Origin of the sequence: Desulfobotulus mexicanus, from assembly GCF_006175995.1 — a bacterium.
Classification (GTDB): domain Bacteria; phylum Desulfobacterota; class Desulfobacteria; order Desulfobacterales; family ASO4-4; genus Desulfobotulus; species Desulfobotulus mexicanus.
This window is the reverse complement of the sequence record NZ_VDMB01000020.1, coordinates 1-25,311: the sequence shown is the minus strand read 5'-3', so window position 1 is coordinate 25,311 and position 25,311 is coordinate 1. Positions and strand designations below refer to the sequence as shown.

The 25,311-nt window shown below is 48.7% G+C and carries 17 protein-coding genes and 1 tRNA gene; 10 read left to right on the top strand and 8 right to left on the bottom strand.

Annotation, left to right across the window (positions count from 1 at the left end; all coding sequences use genetic code 11):
• Positions 1-22: 22 nt before the first annotated feature.
• The 3 genes from FIM25_RS13200 to panB form a co-directional block, all read right to left on the bottom strand.
• A complete protein-coding gene (locus tag FIM25_RS13200; protein ID WP_139450149.1) occupies positions 23-1,414 on the bottom strand; it encodes a radical SAM protein in 1,392 nt (463 codons plus the stop codon).
• A gap of 581 nt (positions 1,415-1,995) precedes the next feature.
• Positions 1,996-2,172, bottom strand: coding sequence for a hypothetical protein (locus FIM25_RS17135; RefSeq protein ID WP_179953367.1), 177 nt, complete (start codon positions 2,170-2,172; stop codon positions 1,996-1,998).
• Between the two features lie 40 nt (positions 2,173-2,212).
• On the bottom strand, positions 2,213-3,001 hold the full coding sequence (gene panB, locus FIM25_RS13195) for a 3-methyl-2-oxobutanoate hydroxymethyltransferase (protein ID WP_139450147.1): 789 nt from the start codon (positions 2,999-3,001) through the stop codon (positions 2,213-2,215).
• A 235-nt stretch (positions 3,002-3,236) separates the two neighbouring features.
• Between panB and hisS the strand changes: the two genes are divergently transcribed.
• The 9 genes from hisS (at position 3,237) to FIM25_RS13150 (ending at position 16,574) form a co-directional block, all read left to right on the top strand.
• Positions 3,237-4,508 (top strand): histidine--tRNA ligase, encoded by a 1,272-nt coding sequence (gene hisS / locus FIM25_RS13190; RefSeq protein ID WP_139450146.1) that lies wholly within the window; start codon positions 3,237-3,239, stop codon positions 4,506-4,508.
• Positions 4,509-4,920: 412 nt separating this feature from the next.
• On the top strand, positions 4,921-6,714 hold the full coding sequence (aspS, locus tag FIM25_RS13185) for an aspartate--tRNA ligase (protein WP_139450143.1): 1,794 nt from the start codon (positions 4,921-4,923) through the stop codon (positions 6,712-6,714).
• A gap of 26 nt (positions 6,715-6,740) precedes the next feature.
• Positions 6,741-7,415: a CBS and ACT domain-containing protein gene (locus FIM25_RS13180; RefSeq protein WP_139450140.1), complete on the top strand. Its 675-nt coding sequence runs from the start codon at positions 6,741-6,743 to the stop codon at positions 7,413-7,415.
• A gap of 125 nt (positions 7,416-7,540) precedes the next feature.
• Entirely contained in the window at positions 7,541-8,518 is a 978-nt protein-coding gene (locus tag FIM25_RS13175) for a calcium/sodium antiporter (RefSeq protein WP_139450137.1), read from the top strand.
• A gap of 184 nt (positions 8,519-8,702) precedes the next feature.
• A tRNA-Asn gene (locus FIM25_RS13170) sits at positions 8,703-8,778 on the top strand.
• A 342-nt stretch (positions 8,779-9,120) separates the two neighbouring features.
• On the top strand, positions 9,121-11,343 hold the full coding sequence (locus tag FIM25_RS13165; protein ID WP_139450135.1) for an ATP-binding protein: 2,223 nt from the start codon (positions 9,121-9,123) through the stop codon (positions 11,341-11,343).
• On the top strand, positions 11,312-14,791 hold the full coding sequence (locus FIM25_RS13160; protein WP_139450132.1) for a PAS domain S-box protein: 3,480 nt from the start codon (positions 11,312-11,314) through the stop codon (positions 14,789-14,791). Before FIM25_RS13165 ends, FIM25_RS13160 begins: the two co-directional genes overlap by 32 nt.
• 55 nt (positions 14,792-14,846) lie before the next feature.
• Positions 14,847-15,623: a substrate-binding periplasmic protein gene (locus FIM25_RS13155; protein ID WP_139450129.1), complete on the top strand. Its 777-nt coding sequence runs from the start codon at positions 14,847-14,849 to the stop codon at positions 15,621-15,623.
• Between the two features lie 207 nt (positions 15,624-15,830).
• Positions 15,831-16,574, top strand: a complete 744-nt coding sequence (locus FIM25_RS13150) for a transporter substrate-binding domain-containing protein (protein ID WP_139450126.1) — start codon at positions 15,831-15,833, stop codon at positions 16,572-16,574.
• A 202-nt stretch (positions 16,575-16,776) separates the two neighbouring features.
• Here the strand turns inward: FIM25_RS13150 and FIM25_RS13145 are convergent, their stop codons facing one another.
• The 5 genes from FIM25_RS13145 to FIM25_RS13125 form a co-directional block, all read right to left on the bottom strand.
• Entirely contained in the window at positions 16,777-18,363 is a 1,587-nt protein-coding gene (locus FIM25_RS13145; protein WP_139450123.1) for a GTPase, read from the bottom strand.
• Positions 18,347-19,453 (bottom strand): YcjF family protein, encoded by a 1,107-nt coding sequence (locus FIM25_RS13140; protein WP_218961429.1) that lies wholly within the window; start codon positions 19,451-19,453, stop codon positions 18,347-18,349. Before FIM25_RS13140 ends, FIM25_RS13145 begins: the two co-directional genes overlap by 17 nt.
• Positions 19,454-19,643: 190 nt before the next feature.
• Positions 19,644-19,910 carry a hypothetical protein gene (locus FIM25_RS13135; RefSeq protein WP_139450121.1) on the bottom strand — a complete coding sequence of 89 codons (267 nt, stop codon included), beginning with the start codon at positions 19,908-19,910 and terminating at the stop codon, positions 19,644-19,646.
• Between the two features lie 35 nt (positions 19,911-19,945).
• On the bottom strand, positions 19,946-22,321 hold the full coding sequence (locus tag FIM25_RS13130) for an SEL1-like repeat protein (RefSeq protein WP_139450118.1): 2,376 nt from the start codon (positions 22,319-22,321) through the stop codon (positions 19,946-19,948).
• Between the two features lie 97 nt (positions 22,322-22,418).
• On the bottom strand, positions 22,419-24,590 hold the full coding sequence (locus FIM25_RS13125) for a PDZ domain-containing protein (RefSeq protein WP_139450114.1): 2,172 nt from the start codon (positions 24,588-24,590) through the stop codon (positions 22,419-22,421).
• Positions 24,591-24,780: 190 nt separating this feature from the next.
• Here FIM25_RS13125 and FIM25_RS13120 point away from each other — a divergent pair.
• The coding region (locus FIM25_RS13120) for a tyrosine-type recombinase/integrase (RefSeq protein ID WP_139450110.1) at positions 24,781-25,311 on the top strand (531 nt) is incomplete at its 3' end.

Below are 25,311 nucleotides of genomic sequence, written 5' to 3'. Positions count from 1 at the left end.
GGGCCTTTTCCCATGAGCCATGCTATCCATAGGACTGAAGACCCGGACATATACATTCAAAGGCCAGAGCCTTTTCGGGCAGCCTTCCAGTATCCGGATTACAAAACCAGTCCAGACAAAGATTCAGAGTCTCCCTGCCCATCTCAATGGGAGCTGCACCAGGCAGACGCATCCGGGCCAGACTGCAGGAAGGGCCCATTTCCATGATCTTTGCGCCCTTAGGAGCTGTTTCAGGGTTCATCAGGCGGACACCGGAGTAAAGCAGCTTTCCTGATTCAAAATTTCTTCTCAGAAAAGGAATGATATCCGTAGAAACCCGCAGACCGTCCTTCATGGCCGTCAGCCGGAAACTTTCTTTATCCACCCCTGTTTTTTCCAGACGCAGGGCCTCTTCCTCAAGAAAAGCCCTGCCCCCTTCAAGGGTAAGCTGACGCAGATATCCGTTTTCCGTAATCTTTTCATCGGAAAAAGCCCCCAGAGGCGAGGTTTTCCTGCGCAGTGCGGCCTGCTGGAACCTGTGCTTAAAGGCAAAGCTGCAGTAATTAACGCCTAAGGGCAGATCCATATCCCTTGCCATGCGCAGAAGACGCAGGGCCGTAATTTCCGATTCCATGACCGTCAGATGCACATCCCTTATCCAGGTGTAGTTTCTCCGGGCAAGCTTTGGAAAATTATGCTTTGTAAGACGCAGCTGATGCAGATTCAGATACCTCACCCCCGCAGCAGCCATTTCAGGCATTTTAAGGATAAGACGGGCCTCTTCTTCGGGAACAGCAGGTATTTCTATGGTAACAACCGGGATGATCTCCGCCGCCATGGCAGGTTTTTCAAGGGAATAATTCACAGCGCCTATATCAAAACGGATCTCATCCAGACCTGCATGGGAAAGGGCCTTCAGTATTTCCCGTGTGACAAGGATGCCATTGGTGTACATCCACAGATGCACCTTATTTCCAAGGCGCTCCCGCACAGCCCTGACATGGGCAAGGGTTCTCTCCGGAGTCAGAAGCGGCTCTCCACCGGAAAAACCAACGCCCCTGAAGCCAAAGGCCTCCACATAATCCGCATAGGCATCCGGAGATGTAAAAATCAGCCCCTGAGTGACAGGCATGCCCTCTTCCTTCTGGGGAGCCGGACAGTAAAAACAGGAAGCATTGCAAAGGCCATTGATAAAAAGACAGGACCACTGACCAGCCACGCAGCAGGCACATCCGGGAGAAAGCCTTGATACATCCGGCTTGGTCCCCTTGCACCCCATCTCTGTTCTATCGGCAAGGGCGGCAAGGAGCATCCGCCTTTCCTCCATTTTTTCCAGAGCCAGCTGGCCATCTGCAAAACGCAGATTCCTTACACCCTCTCCATACTCTTTGAAATTTTCTTCTTCAAAACATGGATTTTCCTGAATCAGGGCCATTGTGACCTCCCGGAAAAACAGCAGATAAAAGTTCACCAGCTATAAAAACAGCCCTGCCACCGGTAAAACAAGACAAACGCAATTTGTTTCTTTTTGTCATCGTTCAGAACAACTCTCCACCTGCCATACCTGCCAGACCTGCCAGACAGATGCACAGGCACCCAAGCTGTTTGCCCGTGACGCAATCTTATTCGGGAGCTTCTTGCCCTGTGCGGAAGCGGCAAAAACTCCCCGCCACAGGCAGGATGCGCTTTTTTATTGCCATAGCAGGCTTTCGTACGCTGCCTTTGTGGCGGCTCAGACAGTTTGCCGCTTCTTTCGCACAGGCCTGCAAAGCTCTGATCCGAAACGATTGCAACGTCACTTGCAAACAGCCAGGGTGCCTTGCAACGGACAAGGCTGATACAGTTACAGGCTTGGAATTTCAGAATAAATTATGCTGAACAATTATTTCTTTTTTAGAGCTGGCTTTTTTACTGTGCTTTCATATTTTTTTGCAACAAAAAAAGGAGGCTGCCTCAAAAGACAACCTCCGGATGCTGCCAGCAGGCCCCCTTCAGGGGCTTACCTTAAAAAAATGCTTACCCGTCCTGGGGCGGAATCTTATCCGGTGGAGAAAGGGAAGAAGCATCTCCCCTCTTCAGACCAGCACCGGAACCCGCACCCTGGCAGGCCCCCCGGCCACCGCCGGATCTTCTGCCGCCTTCACCGCGGCCTCCACACAGGGTGTTTTTCGGCTCCCTGTCGCCATTGTCCACCCCAATTCCCGCAGCACAGGGACCAAACCCCCGGAAAAAATTATTCGTAACTGTGTTCGGGACCGGGAAAGGAACCTTCCCGCACTGCATCCCCATAGGCCTTAAAGCCCTTGACGGCTTCACCCTTGAGGTCGGCAAAGAGCTTTGTAAACTTAGGCATATAGCCCAGATTCAGGCCAAGGAGATCATGCATGACAAGAATCTGACCATCACAATCCACACCAGCCCCTATACCAATGGTGGGAATGGCTATCTCCTCTGTGATACGACGGGCAATGGGCGCAGGAATGCCTTCAAGCACCACGGAAAAAGCACCGGCTTCCGTTACCCTGTGGGCATCCTCCACCAGCCTTTCCTCATCACGCTGTATCCTGTAGCCTCCCATGGCATGGACACTCTGGGGTGTCAGTCCGATGTGGGCCTGAACGGGAATTCCCGCATCCACGATGGCTTTTATAGTAGCACAGACACCGGCCCCGCCTTCCAGCTTCACGGCAGAGGCACCGGCTTCCTTAAGGAAAAGCCCTGCATTGCGCACAGCCTCTCCAATGTCCGCCTGATAGGACAGAAAGGGCATATCACCCACCACAAGGGCCTTTTCTGCTGCCCGGCTCACCATGCGGGTATGGTAAAGCATCTCTTCCATGGTAACGGGAAGGGTTGTTTTCTGCCCCTGTACCACCATGGCCAGAGAATCTCCCACAAGAATCATGTCCACTCCGGACGCATCCGCCAGACGGGCAAAGGGATAGTCATAGGCCGTAACCGCAACAATTTTTTCTCCCTGAGTCTTCATTTTCAGCAGGTGTCTGGTGCTTACCGGTGCCATTTCCTTCTCCTTCGTTTTTTTTAACTGCGACTATAATCTGAAACCCTGTTTTTATGTGCCTATCTCCGCAGGCCTGCCCTGTCAAGGCAAGAAAAGCTCAAGGGCAAAGACAAAGGATTAAACGGAATCCGGTTGACGCTTTCGGGGGCCTGCGATAAGAAAAAAAGGTTAAGGCTTTTTTTATTTATGTTTTAGCCCTTTTTTCTGGGATGTGTATTGTTAAGGATGGGAGTCTATGATTCAACTGATTCGAGGTTTTAAAGATATTCTGCAACCCGAGGCCAGCCTCTGGCAGCACATTGAGAATGAAGCCCGCAGGCTTTTTGAAAGCCACGGATACCGGGAGATTCGCCTCCCCATCCTGGAAAAAACGGAACTCTTTGCCCGAAGCATCGGTGAAACCACAGATATTGTGGAAAAAGAAATGTACACCTTTGAAGATCGAAGCGGAGATCATCTCACCCTGAGGCCGGAAGCCACCGCATCTGTGGTCAGGGCCTATATCCAGCATAAGCTTTCCGGAACAGAGCCCATCAGAAAGCTCTATACCATAGGTCCCATGTTCCGGAGGGAAAGACCCCAGAAAGGCCGCTACCGTCAGTTTTATCAGATTGATGCGGAAGTCTTCGGCATCAGCTCACCCTATGCCGATGCACAGATGATTCTCATGCTGGCAAAACTCATGGAACGCTTAGGTGTCACGGGCATTTCTGCCCACATAAATTCCCTGGGCTGCCCTGAATGCAGGCCGCCTTACAGGGAAAATCTGAAGGCCTTTATTCAGCAGCATACAGAAGAACTCTGTGAAGACTGCCTGCGCCGCAAAGATAAAAATCCCTTAAGGGTGCTGGACTGCAAGAATGAATCATGCAGAAAAGCCATGACAGAAGCTCCGGAACTGCTGGATCAGCTCTGCACACCCTGTGCGGATCATTTTGCTCTGGTCCGCAGGGAGCTGGACCGGAGAGATCTTGACTATAAGATCAACAAACGTCTGGTCCGGGGCCTCGACTATTATACCCGAACAGCCTTTGAACTGCAGACGGACATGCTGGGAGCCCAGAGTGCCGTTGCCGGTGGAGGTCGCTATGACGGCCTTGTAAAAACCCTCGGTGGGCCGGATATTCCGGCCATCGGTTTTGCCATCGGTTTTGACAGACTGGTGGAAGTCATAACACAGGCAAAACCCCCTGAGACTCCGGCACCATCGGTATTTTTTATCCCCATGGGAGAGATTGCCATGGAAAAGGCCTTTGACTTCTGTCTTCAACTGGCAGAAAAAAATATTGAGGCAGATACGGATTATTCGGGAAGAAGCTTGAAAGCCCTGATGAAACGGGCCGACAGGCTGGCAGCCCCCCTTGTAGTCATCATGGGAGACAATGAGCTTAAAGCCGGTGAGGTCAGTCTTAAAAATATGACCACAGGTGAACAGCGTCCGGTTCCCCTGGACAGTCTTGTGGAAATTCTGAGCCTTGAAATATCCGCTCAGGCCCAAGCAGAATAAAAAACAGATCCGTAACTATTCAGCTCATTTTTTATGCAAGATTTTGTATTAATTTAAAAACATTGGTTTCAGCAAAAGAGAATCGGGCTGTTTGTGAGTGACATTGCAATCGTTTCGGATCAGAGCTTTGAAGGCCTGTGCGAAAGAAGCGGCAAACTGTCTGAGCCGCCACAAAGGCAGCGTGCTTAAGCTTGCCATGGTAATCAAAAAACTTATCCTGCCTGTGGCGGGGAGTTTTTGCCGCTTCCGCACAGGGCAAGAAGCTCTAAGAATAAGATTGCGTCACGAACAAAGGGTCCGGTTGTCTATGCATCTGATTATAGGCATTCGATTTACCAAAGGAAAATTGTGCTGAATAATTACACAGATCCTTCAATTATTATTCCAGATCATTCATCAAGGAGAATTTTTCGTGCCTGATATACTCGGTAACATGCGAAGAACCCACCACCTCGGAGCCCTCAGAGGCAGCGATGCCGGAACAAGCGTTACCCTCATGGGCTGGGTGCAGCGCAGAAGGGACCATGGCGGAGTTATTTTTGTGGATTTAAGGGACAGGGAAGGCATCACCCAGGTGGTCTTCAATCCGGAGAGCAATCCGGAAGTCCATGCCAAGGCCCACAGCATACGCTCGGAATATGTAATTGCCATCCGGGGCATTGTGACAAAAAGACCCGAAGGTATGGCAAACCCGGAGCTTAAAACCGGCAGCATTGAAATTATGGCCGAGGAACTGCGCATCCTCAACACCGCTGCAACACCTCCCTTTCTTATTGAAGAGAATGCGGATGTATCGGAAACCATACGGCTGCAGAACCGCCATCTGGATCTGAGAAGGCCCAATCTTCAGAAAAATATCATTCTGCGCCATAAAACCGGACAGGCCATCCGAAACTTCCTGAACAATCAGGGCTTTCTGGATATTGAAACACCCTTTCTCACCCGCAGCACACCCGAAGGTGCCAGGGACTATCTGGTGCCCAGCCGGGTAAACACGGGACATTTCTATGCCCTTCCCCAGAGTCCCCAGCTTTTCAAGCAGCTCCTCATGATTTCAGGCTTTGACCGTTATTACCAGATTGTCAAATGCTTCCGGGACGAAGATCTGCGGGCAGACCGTCAGCCCGAATTCACCCAGATTGACCTTGAAATGAGCTTTGTGGGCGAAGAGGATGTCATGGCCATGGGCGAAGGTCTCGTGTCCGCTGTCTTTAAAGAAGTACTGGACATGGAAATCCAGACACCCTTTGAACGCATGGACTACGACACGGCCGTAGGGCGCTATGGCCTTGATAAGCCAGACCTGCGCTTCGGCCTGGAGCTGGTTGATCTCACGGAAATGATGAAGACCGTGGGCTTCAAGGTCTTTGCCGATGTGGCTTCCAGAGGCGGCATGATCAAAGCCATCAATGCCAAGGGCTGCGCCAATTTCAGCCGCAAGGAAATTGATGACTTCACAAGCTTTGTAGGCATTTACAGGGCAAAGGGGCTGGCATGGATCAAGGTGAAGGAAGACGGTGAATGGCAGTCTCCCATAGCCAAATTCTTCAGCGATGATGAAAAGGCTGAAGTGGCACGCATCCTTGATATGGAAAAGGATGATATCATATTTTTTGTGGCGGACACTCCTTCTGTTGTCAATGAAGCCCTTGGCAACCTTCGCAACCATCTGGCTGAAAAACTTGGCCTTGTGGACAAGACTTCCTTCCGTTTTGTCTGGGTCACCCGTTTCCCCATGTTTGAATACGATGAAACCAATAAACGCCTTGTGGCCCTGCACCACCCCTTTACCGCACCCCAGGAAGAGGATTTTGCAAAGCTTGATACCGAACCCCTTGCAGCCAAATCCCGTGCCTATGATCTGGTGCTGAACGGCAATGAAATCGGTGGCGGCTCCATCCGCATCCACCAGCCTGAAATGCAGCAGAAAATCTTTGACGTACTGGGAATGTCCCGTGAAGACTACGAAGACAAGTTCGGCTTCCTTGTAGATGCGCTGAATTCCGGCGCTCCCCCCCATGGAGGCATGGCCTTTGGCTTTGACCGCCTGATCATGCTCCTCACCGGCCAGACCTCCATCCGGGATGTCATAGCCTTCCCCAAAACCCAGAAAGCCGCCTGCCTGCTCACGGGAGCCCCCAGCACAGCGGCACCGGCCCAGCTTCAGGAGCTTGGAGTCCGGGTTGAAACCGAGCCATTGGGATAAAAACATAAAAGCCCGAGGAGGACTGCATGTACATCGGCCGCATCATGCGCACAAATCTCGTCACGGTTCCACCGGAAATGCCCCTTGCCGAAGCAAGGGAGCTGATTGATCAGAAAGGCATAGAGCATCTTCTGGTGGTAAATAAGGAAGGAAAACTGGTGGGCGTGGTTTCGGACAGGGATATCCGCCAGAACTGGGCATCTTCCGCCACCACCCTTTCCAGCCATGAACTGAACTACCTGCTCAGCAAGGTTACCATGACCATGATCATGCGCAAAAAAATTGTCACGATCACGCCGGACACCACCATAGAGCGCGCCGCCATGATCATACAGGAAAAGCGCATAGGCTCTCTGCCAGTCATGGAAAACGAAAAGCTGGTAGGCATTATAACCCGTACCGATGTACTTAAGGTGCTGCTGGATGCCATCGGCATTGCCGAAGGTTCCGTACGCTTTCAGGTGCTGATCCGGGACCGTCTTGGTGCCCTCGCGGAGATTGCCCGCATCCTGTCTTCGGAAAACATCAATATACAAAGTCTTATATCCTGGCCCGTGGAAGAACATCCCGGTGTATACCAGCTTGTAATGCGAGTGGCGGCCAGAGACCTGGATCCTGCGGTAAAAAGCCTTGAATCCGGAGGCTTTTCCGTGCTTACACGTCATGTAAAAGATCTGACGCCCTATCTTCCGGCTCCCTGAATCCTCCTTGTGTCTGCGGTCTTTCTGGACCGCAGCATAAATATCAATCCTTGACCTGCCGTAAGCATATCTGACAGGCTGTGGATTTTTATGCTGTCTTATGATTTTCCCCTGAAGGATGTATCATGGTCTATCTGCAACTGGTCATCGGCCTGGCTCTGCTCCTCAAGGGAGCCGATCTCCTTGTGAATGGTGCCATCAGCATTGCCCGCCGTTTTCAGATTCCCAGTATCGTCATCGGCCTGACCATTGTTGCCCTTGGCACCTCCCTGCCGGAGCTGTTTGTCAATATTTACGCCAGCGTTACAGATAATCCCGGCATTGCCGTGGGCAATGTACTGGGCAGCAACATAGCCAATACGCTACTGGTTCTGGGTCTGGCAGCTGCCATTTCTCCACTAAGGGTACAAAAAGGAACTGTCTGGGCAGAAATCCCCCTGAGCCTTCTTGGCGGAGTCATGCTGGCAGTTGCCGTAAACGATATTTTCTTTGACGGTGCCCTGCGCAATGAACTGACCCGTACCGACGGCCTTGCCTTTCTGGGATTCTTTCTCATTTTTTCCTATTATTCATTCAATCTTTCCCAGAGCAAGGGAAATGACCGTCCGCTGGAACCACCTTCGGAAGCCTTTTACGGTCCCCTTAAATCCTGGATATATGTCATCGCCGGGATGGTGGGGCTGGGGCTGGGGGGAGACTGGATTGTGGATTCTGCGGTGATAATTGCAAGGGATTTCAATGTTGCAGACGATATAATAGGCCTTACCATTGTGGCCATCGGCACTTCCCTGCCGGAACTGGCCACCTCTGCAATGGCAGCCTGGCGAGGCAATGCAGCCATTGCTGTTGGCAATGTCGTAGGTTCCAATATCTTCAACATCTTTTTTGTTTTAGGTATCAGTGCATCCATCAAAGCCCTTCCCTTTTCCATGCACAACAATGTGGACATTGCCGTTGTCATTATTTCCAATATCCTGCTCTTTATTTTCATGTTCACCGGCAGACGCTGTTACATCAACAGATGGGAAGGAATCTTCATGCTTTTCCTGTACGCTGCTTATATAGCCAGCCTCTGCATGCGCAACGGTAGTTTTGCCTCCTGAAAAGAAACCTTTACTTTTAAAAAATATGGCAAGACCGAAGAAAATAATCAAAAAATAATCTTTTAAAAAAACAACTTGCAAACAAACCCATAAAAAAAATATTTTTCCACCTTTTTTTAATTGACAGAGCCAAAGGAAACCCGTATAAGTTGCCTCGTTCTACCGCAAGGTGGAACCAAGATGCTCCCCAGTAGCTCAGTCGGCAGAGCAAGTGACTGTTAATCACTGGGTCCGCGGTTCAAGTCCGTGCTGGGGAGCCACTCGATAATCCCTGCACACCATAATAAGTGTGCAGTTGGTTTTTATACGCTCCCTGTCGGTTTTCCGGCAGGGAGTTTTTGATTCCAGCCTGATATATTTCACCCACAATCTTCTCACCTCAGCATTCAATGATTCTATCCTTTTGACTTTTTAAAAAAAATCTTGCCCTGCATACCTCAAACAGGTTATTTTTATAAAAAGTTCTGATGCCTATATAAAAAAAGAGTGTTCTTTCCGCAGCGCTGTGGAATATCCCTCCCCGACACGCTGAAAAGGGCCAGCCCTCAAGGCTACCCGTGAATCCTGTCTCATGCCCCAAACCGCATACACAGGAGCTTCCCATGTCCATAAAAAAACACCCCCCCCATACGAATACCCCCAGGCAAAAACCTTCGGGCTGGTTCAACAGATCCCTTTTTTTTCTTCATCGGAAAAGAAAACCTTCCAGCTATCATCCCCAGCCCTCCCAACAAAGCCAAAAGCCTGAACCCATAATTAACTTCAGTAGAAATTTTTTCCACCATGCTCCTGTGGGTATTTTCTGCACCACAGCTGAAGGCAGGCCCCTGGATGTAAACAGGGCAATGGCTCGAATTTTAGGATTTGATCAACCGGAAGAAGTTATAGACCATTATCTTGATCTGGCATCGGAGCTGTATCTTCAAACGGAAATGAGGGAGACCCTGTTACAGATCCTGCTGAAAAAAAGAAAAATTCAGGATTTTGAATTTCAGGCAAAAACCAGAGACGGAAGACATATATGGCTTAGCATCAACGCCCGCATGCGGACACTTAAAGATAAAAATCTCCTTATTGAAGGCTTCTGCACAGAGATTACATCTAGAAAGCATACGGAAAAAGCCCTGCTCCTCCAGTCTCGTCTGCAAAAACTCCTTATGGAAATTGCAGCCACCTATATCAACCTTCCCCTTGAAAATCTCAATTCAACCATCCAGGTCTCTCTGGGGGACATGGCTATTTTTGTTGAAGCAGACCGCTCCTACATATGTTCATATGATTTCCCGAATCAAATCTGTACCAACACCCATGAATGGTGTGCAGAAGGCATAGAGCCCCAGATACATCTTTTGCAGGCGGTACCCTTTTCCGCCATGGAAGACTGGATAGAAGCCCATGCAAAAGGAGCCATAGTACATATTCCCGATGTCAGTGCCCTGCCAAGAGGTGGCGCAAGGGATGTACTGGAGCCCCAGGACATCAAAAGCCTGCTGGCCGTTCCCATGATGCATATGGAAACATGCCTTGGCTTTATCGGATTTGATTCCGTCCGCAAGCACCACAACTACTCAGACATGGAACAGAAACTCCTTACCCTCTTTGCCCAGATGCTTGTCAATATTGGCCTCAGAAAACAATCGGACAAAGAACAGCAACTGCTGCAGGCCCAGCTTCTGCAGGCCCAGAAAATGGAATCCGTTGGCCGCCTCGCAGGTGGCGTGGCCCATGACTTCAATAATATGCTCAGCGTCATTCTGGGTCACTCTGAGTTGGCGCTGGATGATCTTGCACCGGACAGTCCTGTACATAACGATCTGCTGCAAATACGTCAGGCAGCCCACCGTTCTGCGGATCTGATACGCCAGCTCCTGGCCTTTGCAAGGAAACAAACGGCCATACCAAAAATTCTGGATCTGAACAAAACCATTTCAGGTATGCTGAAAATGCTGCACAGACTCATTGGTGAGGATATTCAGCTGAGATGGCTTCCCGAAGAAGGCCTGTGGCCCGTCATGATGGATCCTGGTCAGATTGATCAGATTCTGGCCAACCTCTGCGTCAATGCAAGAGACGCCATAGACAATACAGGTGAAATATCCATCCGGACCAAAAAAGGCCTTTTTGACATAAACCATATCCCTCCGGAAAAGGGTTTTATTCCCGGAGAGTACGTAGTGCTGAGCGTCCATGACACAGGCTCAGGCATGGAGCCTGAAATCCTTAGTCACCTTTTCGAACCCTTTTTCACCACCAAGGCTCCGGGCAAAGGCACGGGTCTTGGACTTGCAACAATCTACGGTATTGTCAAACAGAATGGAGGCTACATTGATGTCCGGAGCAGACCCTCAGAAGGCACTTCCTTTTCCGTATATCTGCCCCGGTATGAAGGTCTGCCCGAAGAAAGCCATCCGGAAGAGTCCCGTGTTCCCCCTGGAAGTCCCCATGAAACCATACTCCTTGCAGAAGACGAACCCGCCATACTTAAAATGAACCAGCGGGTTCTTGAAGGTCTCGACTATACAGTTCTGGCAGCACCAAACCCTGAAATGGCCCTGACGCTGGCCAAAAGTCAAAAAATAGACCTGCTCATCACAGATGTTATCATGCCCGACATGAATGGAAAGGATCTGGCCGACACCCTAAAGGAACTCCACCCGAAGCTCAGAACCATTTTCACCTCAGGCTACACGGCAGATGTCATCGACAGGCATGGTGTGCTGAATCAGGGAGTGCACTTTATCCAGAAACCCTTTACCCGTAAAATTTTAGGGTGCAAGGTCAGGGAGGTGCTGGATGAAGCGGTTAAACCCAGCATCCATGAATGACGGAGAGCATAATATGAAAAAAAAACTTCATCCAGTTTTTCGGATTCCACCCGCAATACCTCTGCTTCTGATTATGGTCACCGTTGTTTCTGCAGCTGGCATCCTTTATCAATACCGGGCCTCCAGCACCATACGCACAGCCATGGAAGGACTTTCTGCAGAAACCACCCTGCGCATTGCAGACCACCTGCGAAACTTTCTCTTTCTGCCTGGAATGATCAACAAAATGAATGCCGATGCCATGGCCAAAGGCCTTCTCCATCCCGATGATCAGAGCATGCTGGAAGCATATTTTTTCAACCAGCTTCAGCTTTTTCCTCAAATAAGCAGTATTTATTTCGGTAATACCCAAGGTGGCCTGGCCCATAGCGGCAGAGAATTTACAAAAAAAACTTTCTACTTCATGGGTAATGATAATTTCAGAGCCGGGCCCTTCACAAAATCCCTTGCAGAACCGGACGGCCGCAAAGGAGAAATTCTCCAGTTCATACCTGCCTTTGATGCCAGAACAAGGCCATGGTATAAAAATGCCCTGACCCATGGAAAAGCCGTATGGAGTGAAGTTTACATTCTTTTTACCGGAGACGGACTGGCCCTTTCCGCAAGCCAACCCGTATGGGACAACGAAAATCAGCTTCTCGGTGTGGTTTCTGTGGATATTTTTCTGGATCACGTCCATGATTTTCTGTCGGGCATGCAGATAGGTAAAACAGGAGAAGCCTTTATAATGGATCGCTCCGGCAATCTTCTTGCCTCGTCAGAGTCTGGCATCAGTATTTTCCAGAAAAACAAAGATTCTGTTTTGGAAAAAACCAATGTTCTGAAAAGTACCTCCAGCCGGATAAAAAACGCTGGACTGTCCATATACAGCCACCTTGATAATCTTGACCATATTAAAGACATTGTCAGCATACAGTTCACAAGCGACAAAGAAAAATATATGCTTCAGGTCTCACCTCTTCAGGAAAACAGCGGTATAGACTGGCTGATCTGTGTCATTATCCCGGAAAAAGACTATATCAGCAAAATTCTAAGCTCCCAAAGAAACACCTTTATAATAATTGTAACAGCCCTCATCCTCTCCCTCATCACAGGCAGACTGATACGTGAAAGGGAGATAAATTTCCGCAATTTTTTTGAAAGCATAGGGGATCTTGTGGCTGTAACAAGACCCAGCGGCCAAATTATCTACACCAATACAAGCCTGCGCCAAAGCCTTGGATACAGCCGGGAAGAATGCCATGGCATGTATATCATTGACCTTTATCCCGAAAAACTCCGGGAGGAGGCAAAGGTCATTCTGGAAGCCATGCTGGAGGGAAGAGAGGAAAGCTGTTTTATCCCCCTGATGAGAAAAAACGGAAAAAAAATTGCTGTGGAAGCACGAATCTGGCGGGGAGAATGGAATGGAAAAGAATGCATTTTCGGCCTTGCCAAGGACATCAGTGTACAGGTGGAAGCCCAAAAGCGTTTTGAGCGGATTTTCCAGAACAATCCTGCACTCATGGCCCTCTGGATGCTGCCGGAAAGCCGCCTTACGGACGTAAATGAAGCCTTCCTGCAAACCCTTGGCTACGTAAAGGAAGACATAATGAACAAAACTCCGCAGGAGCTGAACCTTTTTCCCTTTCCAGAACAACTGGATGCACTTACCCTGCGCCTCAATGAAACAGGAAGGGTTACTAACACGGAAATACAAATTCAAGACAGCAAAGGACGACGAAAAGACGGTATTTTTTCTGGGGATGTAATTTCCAGCCATGGAAAACACTACCTTCTTACGGTCATGGTGGATATAAGTGAACGCAAGCAGGCAGAAATTGCCCTTGAGGAATCAAGAATTGTTCTGGAAAGCACCAACAAGGCCTTAAGCGAAGCCATTGCAGAAACCCGTGAGATGGCCCTGAAAGCCGAAAGGGCCAACATGGCCAAAAGCGAATTCCTTGCCCACATGAGCCATGAAATCCGTACCCCCATGAATGGAGTCATCGGCATGGGCAAGCTTCTCATGGAAACCCCCCTCACGGAAAAACAAAAGCAATATACAGAAGCACTTCGCAGCAGCGCCGTGTCCCTTCTGGGTATCATAAATGATATTCTTGATCTTTCAAAGATTGAAGCCGGCAGAATGGAAATGGAAATACATGACTTCAGTCTGGACGTACTGATTGAAAACTTTATGGCCACCATGGCTCCTCAGGCACGGGCAAAGGGGCTGAACTTTAACTGCTCAAAGGAGAGCGACATCCCCTCCCGTCTGGCGGGTGATGAAGGCCGCATCCGGCAGATTCTGAACAATCTTGTGGGCAATGCCATCAAATTCACCGATAAAGGCAGCGTATCCATCTCCATATCCAAAGACCAGCAGGATGCATACGGGATAATACTGTATTTCACCATAGAGGATACGGGCATTGGTATTCCAGAACATAAACAGCCCCTTCTCTTTGAAAAATTCAGTCAGGTGGACAGATCCACCACCAGACAATACGGCGGGACAGGTCTTGGTCTGGCCATTTCAAGACATCTGGTACTGCTCATGAATGGTGATATCGGCGTAGAAAGCCGTCCTGGAATGGGTTCCAGATTCTGGTTTTACATCCGTCTGAAAAAAGCAGATGGAGAAGAAGTACCGGTAAATGAAAACAAAAAAAGCACCACAGGAAAAGATCTCCTTGCAAAAATCCATGCCCGCATTCTTCTAGTGGAAGACAATGTGATCAACCAGAAGGTTGCCATCGGTTTCTTACAGAATCTAGGATTTTCACCAAAAGCCGTATCCAATGGCCTGGAAGCGCTGGATGCCCTCAAAAATGAACCATGGGATCTTGTCCTCATGGACATACAGATGCCCCTCATGGATGGCCTTGAAGCCACAAGATGCATCAGGCACCCTAAATCCCGCGTACTTAATCCTGCCATACCCATAATTGCCATGACAGCCCACGCCATGCAGGATGACAGGGAAAGATGCCTGAATGCTGGAATGAACGATTATATAACCAAACCACTGAATCCGGAGGCCCTCACAACGGCCTTGCTGAAATGGCTGCCCGAAACCCCTGGAATATGGGAAAAAGAAACAGGTACTCTGTCCGACTGGAATGATAAAAACAAAATATGGAATAAAAACAAGCTGAAAGAGTTCCTTGGTGACGACCTTGAAACCATAGGCATCATTATAAAGGAGTTCATGGATACCGCCCCTGCACAGGTTGCAGCAATCATAGAACTCATCGAAAAAAACGATCCGGATGCCGTACATTTTGAAGCCCACAGCCTCAAGGGCGTTGCTGCCCATATGGGTGCAGAAACCCTTTCTGACATAGCCTTTGATATGGAAAAAAAAGCAAAGCTCAGAGACCTTGAAGGATGCAGGAAGTTACAGGGGCTTCTCCAACAGGCCACGGACGAGCTTCTGGAATACATGAAACCAGAAGTATCTTGAAAACCGCATCCAAAACATAAAAACTGATCCAATCATACACAGGAGGCTTTATTTCATGAACAGATCATTTTTATTGCTGATATGTCTTATGGTGCTGCCCCTTTCTTCGTCGGCAAAAACCCTTGAAATGCTTACGGACGATTTTCCTCCCTACAGTTTTCAGGAAAATGGCCATATATCCGGCATCTGCATTGATGTGATCCGAAATGTATTTCAGGATACGGCCTATGACTTCCATGTACAGCTTTTCCCCTTTGCCAGAGCCTATGCCGCCACCCGGGACGGAAAAAACATCTTTGAATTCTGTGTGGCCAGAACACCGGAAAGGGAAGATCTTTTCCAATGGATAGGACCTGTGGGTCCCTCCTATGAAGGCCTGATTGCCCTCAGGAAAAGAAAGGACATAAGCATTGAATCCGATGAGGATATGTCTGCATATCTAATCGCAACTGTCATTGAGGATGTGGTGGACCAGCACCTTTCTGCCAGACAGAAAGAGCTGGGACTCAAGCTGGATAAAACATCAAGCTACAGGCAGAACATGAGAAAGCTTATGGCAGAACGCATGGATATATGGGCTGGTAATATCATCGCAGCTTTTCAGCTGGCAAAGGATCTGGGTCATGATCCGGAAGAACTTAGGGTGGTTTACACCTTTCCCGATCTTTATAAAGACCTATACCTTGTTACCGGCATAAAAAGTGATCCGGAGCTGGTGGAAGATCTAACCCGGATTTTTGATAATTTTGTAGAAAAAGGGAATTATGAAAAAATAAAAGAGCAGTTTATAAAAAAATATACTTCCGGATATTTTGATGGGAAAGCAGAATAAAAAAACAAACACCCGAGATAGGAATCAAAGAAAAAAGCACCCCTTACAAATAGCCATAGTTATAGCAAAAAATGCATTTACCACTCGTAACAGGCAAAAATATCTGATCGTTATTATAAGATCTAAAACAGCGGATTCTTTGTAGAGTGTGTTTCGGTCTTATTAGTAAGACTTTTGTGTTTAAATTCAAAAAAGGAGGGTATTTGAATGAGGCGTGTTCTTCTTGTGATGTTTACGATATTTTTTATTGCCATGCCTTGTTTTGCAGGCGGGGTTGTGAGTATGGCTTCTGACCCTTGGCCGCCGTTTGCAGATCCTGCGCATCCTCATGGCGGGCTCTCTGTTGAGATTGCAAAGGCTGCTTTTGGAACTCAGGGGTACACTGTCACTATGGAATTTATGCCTTGGGCGCGCGTTATCCAAACGGTCAGTCTCGGTGAGCTTGACCTTGTAGCTGGCGCATGGATGTCAGATGAGCGCAAGGAAAATTTTATGTTTAGCGAGCCTTTCCTGATCAACGAGATAAGGTTTATAAAAAGAAAGGGAGATCCCTTTAAGTACAGCGGTCTTGAAACTCTGCCTGGGCTTAAGGTAGGAGTAATTCGTTCTTACTCTTACAGTGATGAGTTCATGAATTATCCGGGGGTTATCATAGAGCCGGTTAACAACTTTATAACCAACATTCGTAAGCTGGTAGCCGGAAGAATTGACCTTACTTTGGAAGATGAAATAGTTGGCATGAACAGTCTTTCGATATTGGATCCGGCATTAGCGGGTAATATTGAGTTCACAGGACCCTCCCTTGCAAGCAAACCCCTCTATGTACTATCGGGTCTTAAGAATCCGAGGCACAAAGAAATTATCGAAGCTTTTAACAAGGGTCTTAAAGAGATCAAAGCAAATGGAACATATGACCGCATCATGGCTTCCTATGGTATGAAGCAGCTGTAAACATTCTTTTTCTAAGTTTTTTTAAGAAGTGTTCGCTAACCTTTAACGAACACTTCTTTTCTTATTTACAGCCATTCACCCTTCATAAGACAAGCGGTATGATATGCTCCGCTTTCCTGAAAATCTCCCTTAAGACACCAGAAACTTTCCCATGAATCAACATGCAGACAGCAGGAAACAGCCTTTGCACCCGAATCCTGATTCAGGATGAATCAGAACTGCCGGTCGAAGAATCCTTTTCTTCCACATCCCGCCAAATATGAAAGAGCCCGGTAAAACCGCTTTTCATCCGCTCCCATTCTTTTTTCACGGAAAAGGTAGCCGTATCCAGCCGCCTTCTGTTCATCTGCACATGCACAGCTCCCATGCAATGCACCTGCATGGCAGACTTCAGGGCCTCCAGATTGAAAGGAGGTCCGGATGCGGGCAGGGCAAGGGGTATAATTTCATCCACCTTAAGGAGGGAAAGATTATAATCCAGAGCATCGGCGATGATGCCAGCCATTGCTGAGCCATCATTGAGGTCTGAAGGGGGCTGCCATTTCCCCGGTGCTGCCAGCCTGTCCACCTGATGCAGCACACAAAGCATGACAGGCAGCCTCCTCGTCCTGTTTTTTTCTTCAGCCTGCCAGGAATGCAGCTTATTCAAAAAATCCACATCCAGTTTCCGGGCTGGCTGATTCGCCCTCACTACCCAAAGGACAAGATCGCAGCTCACAATTTCTTCCAGAAGGGCTTTCTGCCCTGCCTCACTGCCATCCAGGCCGGGAAGATCCACCATGTTGAGAACCTGCCCGTCCTCCATGCGGCAGCGGTATACCTGCCCCCTGTCCGTTGCCGGAAGGGCATCCACTTCCGCCTGCATGGCTCCTGTCAGTGCATTGATAAGGGTGGATTTACCGGCACTCACCTGCCCCAGCATACAGATACGCATGGGCTCGGGCGGCAGGGCCAGACGTTTTTTATCTTTCTTTGCGGCTTTGGATTCCCCAAGTTCTTCCTGATCCAGCCGGAAATGACCGCCATAGAGATCAATGCCAGTCCTAAGCACTTCCACAAGAAAGAGATAGCGCAGCTTCTGCTGCACCTCTTCGCTCATTTCACTGAAAACCTGACGAAAGATATAACTGCGCAGCTCGGCTATCCAGCCCTCCGGGGTAAGGAGCCGCAGGGCACGGTAAACATCATAAATACGCTTTCCCTTCCGGAAGCGTTCCTTCTGATCATGGATAAGAAAAAAAGAGGAAATTCTTACATGATCAATGCCGGGGACATGCTCCTTGAGCACTTTTCTGTAACGCCTGCTGATGGTTTCACCCACCGCCAGAATTTCAGGCAGGGTAAAGGCCCATTCTCCATGCTTTCCTGCCCTGCCGTAGTGGCGGGCCACCCGCCTGAGAACCTCCAGTCCCTGCTCGTGAAACCTTATCCACTCCGGTCTTTCCTGAATCAGATCCCTTATCTCAGGAACAAGACTGAGGTAAACTTCCCTGTCCTGGGGCAGCCAGTGCAAAGGCAGATCCTCTTCTGCCAGAAGCTCGGTATCCACAGTTATGGCTTTTGTCTTCTGCCTGCCCCGCCTTGCTGCAATAAACATGACAAGGGTCATAAACAGGCTTAAAACCAGAAGAACAAGGGCAAAATAAAGAAAATAACCGCCAGCAAACACCGCATAGAGACCAAAACCGGCCAGCACGAATACGGGCATAAAGGCAGAAGCCAGCATCAGGGGGAAAAATCTGTCCATGAGCCGGGCCATGGCCTGATATCCCTTAATCTTTTTTATCATGCATCACCCTTGTCATCCGGGCAAAAACCCTGTCAAAACGTTCCTTCATCTCTTCGGGAGAAGGGGGATCTCCGCTGTTTTTTCCATAGAAATACATGCAGGCCACACGGCCTAAAGCATAGGTGAAAGCATAGCTGGTAACTCCCGCAGACACCCCGCCGATAATCTGACCATAAACGGGTATGAGCTTCACAAGCTGTCTGCGGCCAAAGGCAGCGGCATACTGCAGGGCAAAACCTGCGCCCATGGCACCGAAAAAATCCCTGAGAAGCGTTCGGTTCCACTCCAGCCCATATTGCCTGGCAAGGCTGTGCAACATCTTGGACTGGATGGCCGGAACGGAAACAAGCCCAAGACCTGGCACCACATCTGTTGCTGCTGCGGCACCCGCGTACCACATCACTTCTTTTTTAAGCTTAAGAAAGTTTTCCTCTTCCACCCCAGCGTTCATTTCCTCTTCAAAAAGGGCGGCAATAACAGGCAGATGCTCCTGCAACTTATGAATCAGGTCTGCAATACCCGCTGGTCTGCCATCTTTCCCTACAAAGTCAACGGCCACCTGATCCGCAAGGCCCCAGACCCCTTCCACCTGATTTTTGTTATGACGTATGCAGCGCTGCCTCTCATCAATACTTTCAATAAGCTCAATGCCCGTATGCACAAGGAGCATATCCCGGATTTTGCCAGTTGAACGGATCTGAGCAAGGGCCCGGAGAACCTCGCTCTGTTCAGGATCTTCAGCCCGCATCACAACAATCAGGGCATGGCTGGCTGACCCGCATACCCTTATATCCTCCAAAGGATCATAGTCTGCCTCGGACAGCCCCCGGGTATCAAGAAAGGCCATGAGGGGCTTTTCCGGAGGAAACACATAACGCAGGGCCGTAGGTGTGCAAGGCCTGAAGCCATTACCTATCTCCACCCCGTCAAGGCCGGTTACAGACTGAATAAGAGAAGATTTTCCAGCCCCTGTTTTACCCAGCAGCCAGAGGGTAGGCAGATTATCGCTGCTGTATTGAAAAGCAGGTTTCAGCTCGCTGTTTTTTTCAGGATTCAGCATTTCGTATATTATCTTAAATATTCTATTCACAAATCCCCCTGTGCATCCAACCGCATATAATCCACCCCAATTTTTTCAGAAAAACCTTTAAAGTTTACATAATGTTAAAATGAAAATGAATGAAAAATCATATTAAAAGCTAAATCTAAACTTGGACAAATAAAATCCTAAACACAACAAACAATTGAATTTTCACATGTCTTTGCCCCCTTAAGAGTTTTCAATCAAGCACCCGGCCCTTAGGGCGGGGTGAAGTTTCAACCGGCTTTTCCCTCTGCCGTGGAGACTCTTCCAGACTGGACGGGGCCGTGACCGGCTGGATCAGACGCCCGGATAAATCCGGATAGGCCTGGTGCTCAATGGATAGTGCCTCCGGGGATTCAAGACGCTCAACATCACGGTTCAACACATAGGCAAGCTTGTTCAGGTTGCTGTAAAGGATTGACCAGTATGGCTTGTGACTCAGATTAATTATCGATCCTGACACGGCGGTGTAGTCATCCTGGATCAATCCTCCCTGGCTTAAAATATAGTCATAGCCTTGTCGGGAAACTCTATTGCGGCTAGGCTCAGCGCCTCCAGGACCACAGCGTTTTTCAGAAGCTGATCCCATGGAGCAGCTTCCGGGTAACGGCCCTGCAAAAACCGAATACGCCCCGCAGCCTGTCTCGCCAGTTCCGGATGACCGGCATTTGAGGCAAAAAGGCCATAGATCCGAAGGCGCTCCACTGCTTTGGCGATCGCTTGCTTCTGATCAAGAGCCTCATCCTTCAGGAGTTCTTCGTATTGCGTCAGCAGGAGCCCGCCTATGTATTTCAGGGGAACGTTGTTATCAGCCAGATCTGCATATAAATTCGTCCTGTCCAACTGATCAGCTGCCGGGTACATGGTTATGGCCTCCTGCATCTTGGCAGCGCCCGGTTCATAAAAACCTGTTTTCACCATTTCAAGGCCTTCTCCGAGCACCTTCATGGCCTTAACAAGTTCATCGGAAGCAGGCTCCATGACGAATTGCCGGTCTTCAGATAAAAACACCCAATGACCAGCCTCAACCACATAGACTACATTTCCGCTACGAGCAATTTTAACCGGGGCTTCCTGGAGCAATAAAACTTTATCGTCTTGCAATATGTACTCTTTTTTATCTGACACAAAATGATCAGGCGGGCCAAAAACCATCTTGCCCAGAAAAGGCAGGCCAGATACTTCCCATTCCATCGACCGTACATTATAAATTCCGTTTTCCGAATCATCTGAACTATCAGAACCATGATGGTAAAGCGCCAGGCGGTTTCCATCAGGTAATATGCCGGCAATAGACCATTCATCATCGTGAGTGTAATCACTCCCGTGACGCCTTACGTAAGAAATCTCTTTGGATCGCTTTAATTGATCGTTGTAGATACGTACACGGCATGGGTTGATTTTACGGCTTTCATCATCAACGGAATATTCAACGACCAAGCTACCATCTTGAATAAAAACCATTTTTCTTACACTGTGGTTTTCCGGCACCAAGGCCATATGTAAAAATTTACCTTCTTTTGTCGAATATGCAGATATTTTCTTATCGCCAAAGTCTTTATCACTATAGGACAGTGCAAGCCTTTCATTGGCATGGCTTATTGCCAAACCATACATTACATCTCCAAGATGGGTTATTGTTCGTATAATATGGTTCCTCTCCAGGTCGACCAGGACAACCCTGTTCTCCAAATCGCTATAGGCCATGAGCGTGCCGTCCGGTGACAGGGCGACATCAAAGTTTCGCTCCGTCTTGTGGAGAAACCGGAAGGGGTGCTTTACAAACGATTCTTTCCGGGCATCGTACTCCCAAACACTGGCGCCGACATAGTCGTGACGGGTTCCTCCCTTTTTCTGAAACTTTGTCACTATACGCTTGCCATCATCGCTTGCCGAAACGTTTCCGACCCAATCAAGCAGCTCCAGAGAGTGAGCCTTGAGGTGATCCTCGTACGCAACAGGAGTATCGTCATCCATGGCATCATAGTTAAAGCGTTCTTCAACTTCTTTCCGCGCGCGGTCGTTACCCTGCCTGGCCGCCTGGCGTAACCAGTTCAAGGCTTCTCTGTCGCTTTGTTTCACACCGCTACCATTTAGATAACTAAAGCCCAGATTTGATTGAGCCACTGCATTTCCCTGATCGGCGGCTTTTCGATACCATTTCACCGCTTCTTTGTCGTCTTTTTCAACGCCTCTTCCGGTAGCATACATCCAGCCCAGATTTGATTGAGCTACTGCATTTCCCTGATCAGCGGCCTTTCGATACCATTCCACCGCTACTTTATCGTCTTTTTCAACGCCTCTCCCGTTAGCATACATCCAGCCCAGATTTCTCTGGGCTCTTGCATGTCCCTGATCGGCAGCTTTCCGATACCATTTCACTGCTTCTTTATCGTCTTTCTCAACGCCTCTTCCTCTAGTATAGCTAAAACCCAGATTGTTTTGAGCCCTTACATATCCCTGATCGGCGGCCTTTCGATACCATTTCAATGCTTCTTCGTAGTCTTTTTCAACGCCTCTTCCGTGGTCATACATCACACCCAGGGCGTTCTGCGCCCCTGCATGCCCTTGTTCGGCGGCAAGGCCGAACCATTTGACAGCCTCAGCATCATCCTGAGCAACGCCACGGCCTTCCTTGTAGAGTTCTCCCAGACGATAGCGAGCATCGGCCTCCCCCTGTTCCGCCCCGGACCGGTAGCGAACAACCAGCTCCTCGTCACTTTCATTCTGGTCCAAACGGTTCGGCGCATCATTTACGGTCTGTCTTGTCTTTTCCACTGTTGTACATCCAGCCCCGGCAACAGCCAGGATCAGGAAAAGGGCAAGCAGGACACCTTTAGTAAATATTCCGTCCCGACTTTCGCCTTTCATCATGATTTCTCCCTTACTTTTCTGTCTTGTAAAATCATCTGCCCTTTATAGCCCGTTCCGCCTCGTCGCTCAGTAACAATTTCCTCCAGAACTGCGGCTGTCAGTCCAGCACCCGCCCTTTTGGTCGTTGCTCTTCTGATACCGGCTGGCGGGGGGGCGGTGTAGTATGAGGTATTTGTTCCAGTCGCTCCGGGCTGCTTACTGGTTGAACAAGCCGGCCTGTCAGGTCTCGGTAAGGTTGGGGAGCTACCCGACTTGTCGATGGCTTGGTTAATTCCTCTGGTTTTTTATCCAGCAGGAAGGCGAGTCTTCTCGGGTCGGCAAAAAGAGGGAACCAGTAATCGGGATAATTAAGGATATAATACGCCGCAAATGTATTGCCCTGGTGAACCAGCCCGCCCTTTTCAAGCAGATGCTCGTAGGCCATATCGACCTCTCCCTGATACGCCATGACCATCGCCTCCAGCGCCAGCGCCCCTTTCATCACATTCTCCCAGCCGTCATCAGTTAAGGTTGCCGGGTATTCTTCTCTAAGAGTACGAATCTTTCCAGCAGCAGCAAGTGTCAGGTCGGGGTAACCGGAGTTAAAAGCTAAAAAACCGTATTCAAGAAACCTTCTGGCCGCTCTGACAAGTGAAAGATGGTCGGCAAAACTGACCGCTGGAGAGATTTTGACCTGGTGTGCTTGCCCCTGCCGTCTTATTGTCAGCTCAAAGCTCGAGCCGACCGGTTTGCTTTCCAGTACAAGTGAAAGCTCGTTACCGTTGGTAATAGCAATACCATCAACTGCCTCTATGATGTCTCCTGCCCGCAGTCCAGCTAAAGCTGCCGGGCCATCGGCGTTGGTAAGCTTTTCAACCATCCTCCCCCCGGGCACATCTTTGCCTTTTATTCCGAAAACTATTATCGTTCTGTCCATATCGATTAACTTTCGTTGATGAAAGAGGAGTAGCTCTGCCAGCTCGGCATGGCTTAAACCTTCTTTTTTTAAGTTTTGGTAAAAATTAAAGTATAGCCGAACGTATAAAGGGGAGATGGCTATTCCTTCTTTAAGCTTTCTGATTCCTGAAGATTTAAATCCTGAAGCAATAAGTCCTTCACCTTCAGCGATAGCCTTCGCTGCCTGGACCAGCTCAGCAGAAGCAGTCTCCATGCTTACAATCTCGCCTTTGTTGCCAAACCCAAACCATCTCTTTGCCGTCTCCACATAAACTGCAGAAAGGCCGGGAATCCTCTCATCAAACCTCTTTCTTTGCAAATGAAATACCTTTTCGTCGTGGATAAGGTATTCGTCAAAAGCATTGTTCCATATTTTGAGCAGTCTGTTTCCTGGGCCAGCGACAACCGGGGCATACAGTTTTTCCGGAACCGACAGGCTTTTGTTGCTGCTGGTGCCAATAATGGAAAGAGTCCCGCGAGGAGGGGCAAAAAACAGATAGTCTCCTTCTGAGCTAAAACCGTATAAACCGCCTTTTTCCTCATAACTTCTGATACGCACCAAACCTGGGAAGCTGTAGATGGTGCCGATGCTAATATCATTTGTGCTAGTATCATTTGAGGGACGCCATTCATTAACAATCACCGTTTTTGTGTCAGGACTGAAGTAAGGCCCTGGTAATCTTACGTCATCCATTCTTGGTGTCGAAAGACTTCCAACCTTTTCCAATGTTTCTACATCAAACACTTTTACACGATTACGATTAAAGGCCCCGATAGCCAGATAGGCGCCATCCCGGCTAAAAGCCATTGATAATTCCCTGGTTCTAACATTTTCTAGCTCAATCATTTTTTTTGAGCCATCGGCTGTGAAAAGTAAAACCAAACTACTGGATGGCTTGGGCTCGCGGTAGTTGTATGCCAAGATGCTGCCGTCATAAGATAATGTATGACTATAGATATCTCTTTCTAATTCAATATCGCTCTTCACATAAGCACCCAGCTTCTGGTCATATCTCCATAGAATTTTTTCATTATCATCGTCTGCCAATCGCGACGTAACAACAGTTCCACCGTCTCCGCTGAATTTGTGCCAAAATTGATCTATAGCGGATGCTAAACGGTCCGGAGTTATATATTCCTGATACAAGACGGATTGCTGTTCGTCTTTTGTTTGCGACGGGGCAACTTCCGGAGCAGGTTGAGGCTGACTCTTTGCAATATCGGATTTTTGGACATGTACCTGCTGAGTGCTACAGCCGCTAACTCCTAAAAAAAGAGAAAAAACCAAACAGAAAACAAAAGTGAGTCGGGATAACATTTGGCGATTAATCATGAAATCCTCCTTAATATATACACTAATCTGGCTCGAACTAAACAGCCATGCCCAAGAAAGAATAATACGCTATAGTTCTATATATGGTTGAACGCAGCCGCTTCGCGGCAGAAAAGAGTTAAATAAGGTACACTCCTTCAATTGCAGCCTACAGCTGCAGCCCAACAACCCATTGGAGAAGGAGTGTACCATGAACCTGCAGGAACAGGAGCAATTCAACAGGCTTTACGAGAAGCATCTGAAAACCCTGAAGCTTCAGGGCAAAGCCCAAAAAACCATTGAAGCCTATGCCAGAGCGGTACGCAGAGTCAGCAGTCACTTTAACTGTTGCCCGGACAATCTCAGGCCTGAGAACCTACAGGACTATTTTGCAGATCTGGTAGAAACCCATTCATGGAGTACAATCAAGATAGACAGAAACGGTCTTCAGCACTTTTGGAAGTTTGTTCTAAAAAAAGAATGGGAATGGGTTGAAATTGTAAAACCCCCCAAAGTTAACACTCTTCCTGATATCCTCACCCCGGATGAAATTCAAAGGATCATTTCCGCCACCCAGACAGATCGTTACCGGGTATTTTTGCTCACCACCTATTCCATGGGCCTTCGCCTTGGTGAAACCCTGGCCCTTGAGGTGGGGGATATTGATGCAAAACGCCAGAAAGTCCACATTCGTCAGGGCAAAGGAAACAAAGACCGGTTGGTGCCGCTCCCGGATCTGACC

Bases quoted from the DNA above. Each gene is read 5' to 3' on its own strand.
- FIM25_RS13200 (WP_139450149.1), bottom strand. From the start codon at position 1,414: ATGGCCCTGATTCAGGAAAATCCATGTTTTGAAGAAGAAAATTTCAAA.
- FIM25_RS13180 (WP_139450140.1), top strand. From the start codon at position 6,741: ATGTACATCGGCCGCATCATGCGCACAAATCTCGTCACGGTTCCACCG.
- hisS (WP_139450146.1), top strand. From the start codon at position 3,237: ATGATTCAACTGATTCGAGGTTTTAAAGATATTCTGCAACCCGAGGCC.
- FIM25_RS13165 (WP_139450135.1), top strand. From the start codon at position 9,121: ATGTCCATAAAAAAACACCCCCCCCATACGAATACCCCCAGGCAAAAA.
- FIM25_RS13125 (WP_139450114.1), bottom strand. From the start codon at position 24,590: ATGATTAATCGCCAAATGTTATCCCGACTCACTTTTGTTTTCTGTTTG.
- FIM25_RS13175 (WP_139450137.1), top strand. From the start codon at position 7,541: ATGGTCTATCTGCAACTGGTCATCGGCCTGGCTCTGCTCCTCAAGGGA.
- FIM25_RS13145 (WP_139450123.1), bottom strand. From the start codon at position 18,363: ATGATAAAAAAGATTAAGGGATATCAGGCCATGGCCCGGCTCATGGAC.
- panB (WP_139450147.1), bottom strand. From the start codon at position 3,001: ATGGCACCGGTAAGCACCAGACACCTGCTGAAAATGAAGACTCAGGGA.
- FIM25_RS13130 (WP_139450118.1), bottom strand. From the start codon at position 22,321: ATGATGAAAGGCGAAAGTCGGGACGGAATATTTACTAAAGGTGTCCTG.
- FIM25_RS13150 (WP_139450126.1), top strand. From the start codon at position 15,831: ATGAGGCGTGTTCTTCTTGTGATGTTTACGATATTTTTTATTGCCATG.
- FIM25_RS13160 (WP_139450132.1), top strand. From the start codon at position 11,312: ATGAAGCGGTTAAACCCAGCATCCATGAATGACGGAGAGCATAATATG.
- FIM25_RS13155 (WP_139450129.1), top strand. From the start codon at position 14,847: ATGAACAGATCATTTTTATTGCTGATATGTCTTATGGTGCTGCCCCTT.